The 6,343-nt window shown below is 75.2% G+C and carries 5 protein-coding genes; 3 read left to right on the top strand and 2 right to left on the bottom strand.

All coding sequences use genetic code 11. The features are described from left to right. Nucleotides 1–208: 208 nt before the first annotated feature. Nucleotides 209–1,318, bottom strand: coding sequence for an alpha/beta hydrolase (locus tag ACWJ6R_RS27805; protein ID WP_449065063.1), 1,110 nt, complete (start codon nt 1,316–1,318; stop codon nt 209–211). A gap of 190 nt (nt 1,319–1,508) precedes the next feature. On the opposite strand from ACWJ6R_RS27805, the gene ACWJ6R_RS27800 reads away from it, so the two are divergent. The 3 genes from ACWJ6R_RS27800 to ACWJ6R_RS27790 all read left to right on the top strand — a co-directional run bounded on the left by ACWJ6R_RS27800 (nt 1,509) and on the right by ACWJ6R_RS27790 (nt 5,224). Continuing rightward, nucleotides 1,509–1,715, top strand: a complete 207-nt coding sequence (locus ACWJ6R_RS27800) for a hypothetical protein (RefSeq protein ID WP_449065062.1) — start codon at nt 1,509–1,511, stop codon at nt 1,713–1,715. After that, on the top strand, nt 1,658–3,823 hold the full coding sequence (locus ACWJ6R_RS27795; protein WP_449065064.1) for a xanthine dehydrogenase family protein molybdopterin-binding subunit: 2,166 nt from the start codon (nt 1,658–1,660) through the stop codon (nt 3,821–3,823). The genes ACWJ6R_RS27800 and ACWJ6R_RS27795 overlap by 58 nt, the downstream gene beginning before the upstream one ends. A 228-nt stretch (nt 3,824–4,051) precedes the next feature. Continuing rightward, complete coding sequence (locus ACWJ6R_RS27790) at nt 4,052–5,224, top strand: hypothetical protein (protein ID WP_449065061.1); 1,173 nt, start codon at nt 4,052–4,054, stop codon at nt 5,222–5,224. Here the strand turns inward: ACWJ6R_RS27790 and ACWJ6R_RS27785 are convergent. Continuing rightward, nucleotides 5,182–6,213 carry a copper resistance D family protein gene (locus tag ACWJ6R_RS27785; protein WP_449065060.1) on the bottom strand — a complete coding sequence of 344 codons (1,032 nt, stop codon included), beginning with the start codon at nt 6,211–6,213 and terminating at the stop codon, nt 5,182–5,184. The two genes, ACWJ6R_RS27790 and ACWJ6R_RS27785, sit on opposite strands and share 43 nt — an antisense overlap. Nucleotides 6,214–6,343: the final 130 nt, after the last annotated feature.

Here is a 6,343-nt window from a genome sequence, read left to right as displayed (position 1 = left end):
CGGCGGGTGCCGTGGTCGCGGCCGCCGTCACGGGTGACGGTGAACACCGCGACGCCGGGCGGGCCGGAGGGGGCGTCCGCTCCGGCGGACGCGTCCTTCGCCGCGCCCGCGTCCCCGGAAGCCGTGTTCCCGGAAATCGTGTTCCCGGAAGCGGTGTCCCCTGAGGCGGTGTTCCCGGAGGCGGCCGCGGAACGCGCCGCGGCGTCCTTCAGGTAGTGGTCGAACCAGCCGAGGGTCTGCTCGTGGAGCCAGTCGACCTCGCCGTCGCCGCCGTCGTGGCCGCCGTCGAACCAGGCGACGCGGACCGGCGCGCCGTCGCGGCGATGGCGCGCGCGTTGGCGTCCGCGTGGCCCAGCGGGAACAGCGAGTCGCGCTGCCCCTGCAGCAGCAGGGCCGGGACCTTGATCCTGCCCTGCACCGAGACCGGGCTGGACCCGCGCAGGGTCTCCACGGCGGCGGCGGTGGCCCGGCCGGTCTCGGCGACCTGCTGGTACATGTCACAGATCTCCGGTAGGAACCGGCCGCACCGGACCTCCTCGGCCGTCGGCGGCCGGGCCGCCTCCGGGCCCGGCCCGCCCCCGGCGCTCCCGCTCCCGTCCTCGCCGTCCTGCCCGTCCTCGCCGTCCCGGGAACCCTGACCGCCCTGACCGGCCAGCGCCGCCAGGCCGCCGCCGGCCTGCGGGCCGCCCCGGCTGAAGAACAGCCCGGCCCACATGCGCTTGAACACGCCGCTCTGCGGGCCCTGCCCGGTGGCGTTGGGGAACAGCGCGTCGGCCAGGTCGTACCAGGTGATCTGGGGGACGATCGCGTCGACGCGGTCGTCGTGGGCGGCGGCCATCAGCGCGATGGCGCCGCCGTACGAGCCGCCCGCGATGCCCACGCGCGGGTCGCCGCCCGCGTCGAGCCGGACCTCGGGCCGCTTCGCCAGCCAGTCGACCAGCTGCCGGACGTCCTTGACCTCGTAGTCGGGGGAGTTGAGCGCGATCTGCCCGGTGGAGCGGCCGAAGCCGCGCGCCGACCAGGTCAGCACGGCGTAACCCTCCTGCGCCAGCCGCTGCGCGGAGTCGCGGACGCTCTGCTTGCTCCCGCCGAACCCGTGCGCGAGCAGCACCGCGGGAGCCTTGCCGCCCCCGGCGGGCGGGAAGAAGCTCGTGTCGAGCACGACCCGCTGGTCGTCGGCCGGGCCGTCGACCACGGTGATCATCTGGTGCTGGACCCGCACCTGCGGTTCCGACGGCCACACCAGCCACACCGCGACGCCGGCGACGAGCACGGCGGCCACCGCGATCCAGACGGCCGCCCTTCCCCTGAGCTTCATGGGCTGGAGCCTACTGTCCGAAACCGGATGCTCCCTGAGAGGAATCTCAGGCGGACGGCCGGTCCGGCCGCGTGGGCGGACTTCTCCGGCTGGATATCGGCCGCGCGCCACCGGGTTCTGAGGGCGTCCGTATCCCGCCGCACGCCGGCGGGCCGTTGGCGGGAGCCGCCGCGCCGTCCACAATCAGGTGATGAGCGATGATCACCGCTACGTCGGGGCGCGGGTCCCGCGCCGGGAGGACGCCCGGCTGGTGACCGGACGGGCGCGGTTCGCCGGGGACGTCCGCCTGCCGGGCACGGTCCACGCGGTCGTGTACGGAGCCCGGTCGCGCACGGGCGGCTGGTCCGGTGCGACGTCAAGGCGGCGCTGGCCGCCGACGGGGTGCTGGACGTGCTGACGCCCGCGGACGCCGCCGGGGTGCGGCTGCCGTGCGTGGCGCTCGCCCCCGGCCAGCGGATGGCGGACTACCCCGTGCTGGAGGAGACGGTCCGCTACGCCGGGCAGCCGGTCGCCCTGGTGGTGGCGCGCAGCGAGGCGGCGGCCCACGACGCGGCCGAACTTCTCGACCTGGACTTCGAGGAGCTGCCCGCGGTGGTCGGCGCGCACCTCGCGCTGGCCGAGGGCGCGCCCCTGCTCCACCCGGAGTGGGGCTCCAACCTGGTCACCGACTTCGCCCTCGGGGACCCGGCCGACGAGTGCGAGGCCGCCATCGCCGCGGCCGGGCACGTGGTCGAGCTGACCACCCGGCTGGGCCGGGTCGCGCCGTACCCGGTGGAGCCGCGCGGGATCGTGGCCTCGTTCGAGGACGGCGCGCTGACCGTGTGGACCTCCACGCAGGCGCCGCACCACGTCCGCGACCACGTCGCCGCCGCGCTCGGGCTCGGCTTCGACCGGGTGCGCGTGCTGGCGTGCGACACCGGCGGCGGCTTCGGCGGCAAGGAGCACGTCTACCCGGACGAGACGCTGGTCTGCCTGGCGGCGGTACGGCTGGGCCGCCCGGTGCGGTGGACCGAGTCGCGCGCCGAGCACCTGACCGCCACCCTGCCGGCCCGCGACGCCGTGCACCGCGCCCGGCTCGCCTTCGACGACGACGGCCGGTTCCGGGCGCTGCACTGCGACATCCTCGCCGACCTGGGCGCGCACCCGTCGAACGTGGGCATCTCCCCGATCGCGGTCACGGCGCTCTCGCTGCCCGGGCCGTACCGGTTCGACCGGGCGGGCGCGCGGATCCGCGCCGCGGTGACGACCACCACGCCGACCGGCTCCTACCGCGGGTTCGGGCAGCCCGAGGCGACCTGGACCCGGGAGCGGCTGGTGGACGAGGCCGCCCGGCGGCTGGGCGCCGACCCCGTCGAGCTGCGGCTGCTCAACCTGCTCGGTCCCGGCGAGCTGCCGCACACCTCCCGCACCTGGCAGCCCTACGACTCCGGGGACTACCCGGCCGCGCTGGAGAAGCTGCGCACGATGGTCCGGGAGGGCCGGCCGGCGCGCCCCGCCGACGGGCGGCGGCGCGGGATCGGGTTCTCCTGCCACGTCGAGTCCACCGGCATGGGCCCCTCGGAGGCGATGCGGCAGGCGGGCATCCAGTCCGGCGGGTACGAGACGGCGGTGCTGCGCATGGAGCAGGACGCCTCGGTGGTCGTCTCCTGCGGAGTGGCGGCCATCGGCCAGGGCATCGAGACGGCGCTGGCCCAGCTGGCCGCCGACCGCACGGGGGTGCCGCTGGAGCGGGTCCGGGTGCTGCTGGGGGACACCGCGGCCACGCCGTACTCCCCGGTGGGCTCGATCGCCAGCCGCTCGCTCGTGCTGGGCGGCGCGGCGCTGATCGGCGCGGCGGAACGGCTCCGCGGGAAGATCGTCGCGATCGCCGCCCACCAGCTGGAGGCGGCCCCCGGCGACCTGGAGCTCTCCGGCGGCGCGGTGCGGGTCAAGGGGGACCCGTCGGCCCGCCGCACGCTGGCGGAGATCGCGCTCTCGGCCTGGCGGGCCTGGGACCTGCCCGAGGGGATGGAACCGGGGCTGGAGGAGCGGGCGACCTACGACCCGGCGGCCTACACCTACGCCTTCGGCGCGCACGCGGCGGCGGTGGCCGTCGACCCGGAGACGGGCGCGGTCGAGGTGGAGGGCTACTGGGCGGTCAACGACTGCGGCGTCGTGGTGAACCCGGCGATCGTCGAGGGGCAGATCCGCGGCGGCGTCGTGCAGGGCATCGGGATGGCGCTGACCGAGGAGATCGTGTACGGGCCCGGCGGGCAGGCGGCCGCCGACTACCTGCCCCCGTACGCGCCGGACGTGCCCGCGGTCGAGGTGGCGCTGATGCGGACGCCGTCGGCGGTGACGCCGGGCGGCATGAAGGGGGCGGGGGAGGCCGGGATCATCGGGCCGCCCGCGGCGGTCGGCAACGCCGTGGCCGCCGCGATCCCCGAGGCAGCCGGCCGGATCACCGCCACCCCCCTGACCCCCGCCGTGCTCTGGTCGGCCCTGTCGGAGCCGGGGGACGGGTAGGACGGCCGGTCCCGGACGGCGCACCCGGACGGCCGGTCCCGAGCGGCGCACCCGGGCGGGCCGCCGCGTTCGGTGTCCCCTCCGCGTTCGGTGTCCCGTCCGCGACCCGGTCCCGGCGCGACCGGGTCGCCGTGCCGTACCGGAACGGCCACGACTTGGGGCTATCTGGTGAAACCCGGGGATGTCCCCGATTGCGGTCTTCGTAAACGCCAGGCATCATTTCGACGCGTGAAGCCTGCAGCGAGCTTGAGAAGAAGAGCCACGTCGGTCGTCCAGTGGGCCCTGCCGTACTGGACCCGGGGGAAGGCAGGCCGGGAGACGCCCGCCGACCTGTTCCGCGTCCTGTACCTCGGGTGGGTGGTCGCCTTCTGCTTCAAGGTGCTGGGGGCGTCCTGGGACGTCTCCTGGCACTTCAAGTGGCTCCGCGACGACCTGGCGCCGCCGCATCTGCTCAACAGCGTCGGCACCGCGATCGTGGTCGCCCTGACCATCGTGCACGTCTACACCGGCTACGGCGTGGACCGCACGGCGCAGCGCCTCATCCAGTGGGGCACCGGCCTCTTCCTGGTCGCCGTGCCGCTGGACCTGATCAACCACCGCGTCAACGGGCTCGACATCACCTCGTGGAGCCCGTCGCACATGCTGCTGTACATCGGCACGTTCTTCATGATCTGCGGGGTGATCCGGGGCTGGTTCGTCGGCGCGCCCCCCGGGCGCACGCGCACGCTCGTCCTCGGCGGGCTGTTCGTGTTCATGTTCGAGAACGTCTGGTTCCCCGCCCAGCACCAGGAGTACGGCGTCTTCGGGATCAGGGCGTGGGACGCGGGACGGCCGGAGGCCGAGCAGATCCTGCTGGACTTCGCCGCGGCCCAGATGGGCCGCGCGGTGGACCGCGGCATGGTGGTGCAGTTCTCGCTCCCGGTGCCCGACCAGGTCTACCCCCTCTACGGGGTGGTCGCCGCGATGATCGTGCTGGTCTTCGCCCGCGCGATGATCGGCCGCAGGTTCGCCGCCACCGCCGTGGTCGGCGCCTACGTCGCCTACCGCGCGCTGATCTGGCCGATCCTGGCGGTGGCCGAGTTCCCGCGCTCGGCGGTGCCGATCTTCCTGATCGCCGGGGCGCTCGCGATCGACCTGGCGTTCCTGATCCGGATCCCGGTCGTCAGGGCGCTGGCCGGCTCGCTCGTCGCCACCCTCGCGGTGGACCTGGCGCTCCGCTCGCAGCACCTCTGGGCGTCCCCGCCGCTGGTCTCCCCGGCGACGATGGCGGCCGGCGGGGCCGCACTCGCCGCCCTGTGGCTGGGCGGCGAGTGGTTCCTGGGCCGCTACCGGCTGCGGGCCGTCGAGGAGAACGAACCTCAGGAGATGGTCGCCGTGGTCAGCGCCACGGCCACTCCGTAGGCGAGCCCCATCACGGTGAGCTCGGCCGCCGCCCAGGCGGCGACCGCCGTCGCCTCCTGCCGCTCGATGCGCGGCAGGAGGCGGAACCGGATGTGGGCGGCGAGCGGGACGAGCAGCGCCACGCTCGCGGTCTTGGCCACCAGGAGCAGGCCGTACTCGCTGGTCAGCAGGGAGCCGGGCAGTTCGGTGCCGGGGGTGAGGGCGATCGTGGCCAGGCCGTTCACCAGCCCGGACAGGGTGACCACGGCGAGCGCGAGGCTCGCCAGCCGGGAGAACCTCGGCAGGACCTCGGCCAGCAGCCCGCGGTCCCGCGCGACCAGCAGCATGACCATGAGCAGCCCGCCGGTCCACGCCGCCGAGCCCATCACGTGCAGCTCCATCGAGATCATGATGGGGTCGTGCCAGACCGAGTCCACCGCGTGGCCGGTGACCGGGATCGGCAGCAGCCCGAACAGGGCCACCAGGATCCGCAGCTCGGCCGGGACCTTCTCGCCGAACCGCACGGCCAGCAGCCCGATCCCGGCGTAGGCCAGCGCGCAGGCGGCGCTGAACAGCATGCCCTGGCCCGCGCCCACGTTGTCGACGTACTCGGCGATCATGCCGGGGGTGGGGACCGGCCCCGGGTTCAGCTCGGCGGTCTGGAACACGATGACGGTCAGCGCCAGCAGCGCCCACGCCCAGGCGAACGAGACGGCCATCGGCCGGGCCCGGCGCATCACCGGCTCGGTGCGCTCCGGCTTGTCGAACCCGAGCAGCTTCGGCAGCAGGCTCAGCCCGACCACCGCGACCGCCGCCAGGTCCAGCAGCACCCGCAGCACCGGCAGGCCGTAGGCCACCACCGGGCCGGGCAGCTCGATGCCGGGCACCGCCTCCTCGGCGCCGAGCGCGGTGGCGACGACCACGGCGAGCAGCGCTCCGGAGACGAGCCCGCCGGCCAGCAGCCTGCGCACCGTGCCCGCCTCGGGGGCGCGTTCTGCGATCGCGGTCACGGCGCCTCCGTCCGCTCACGGGTGCGGCGCATCGCCACGACGGTCGCGCCGCCCAGCAGGACCAGGGCGGCGGCGATCCAGACGACCGCCATCCCGGCGCCGCCGTTCTGCGCGGCCTCGATCGCCCGGG

Source organism: Planomonospora algeriensis (assembly GCF_977012225.1).
Note: the sequence above shows the minus strand (reverse complement) of the source record. Positions and strands in the feature narration are given on the sequence as shown.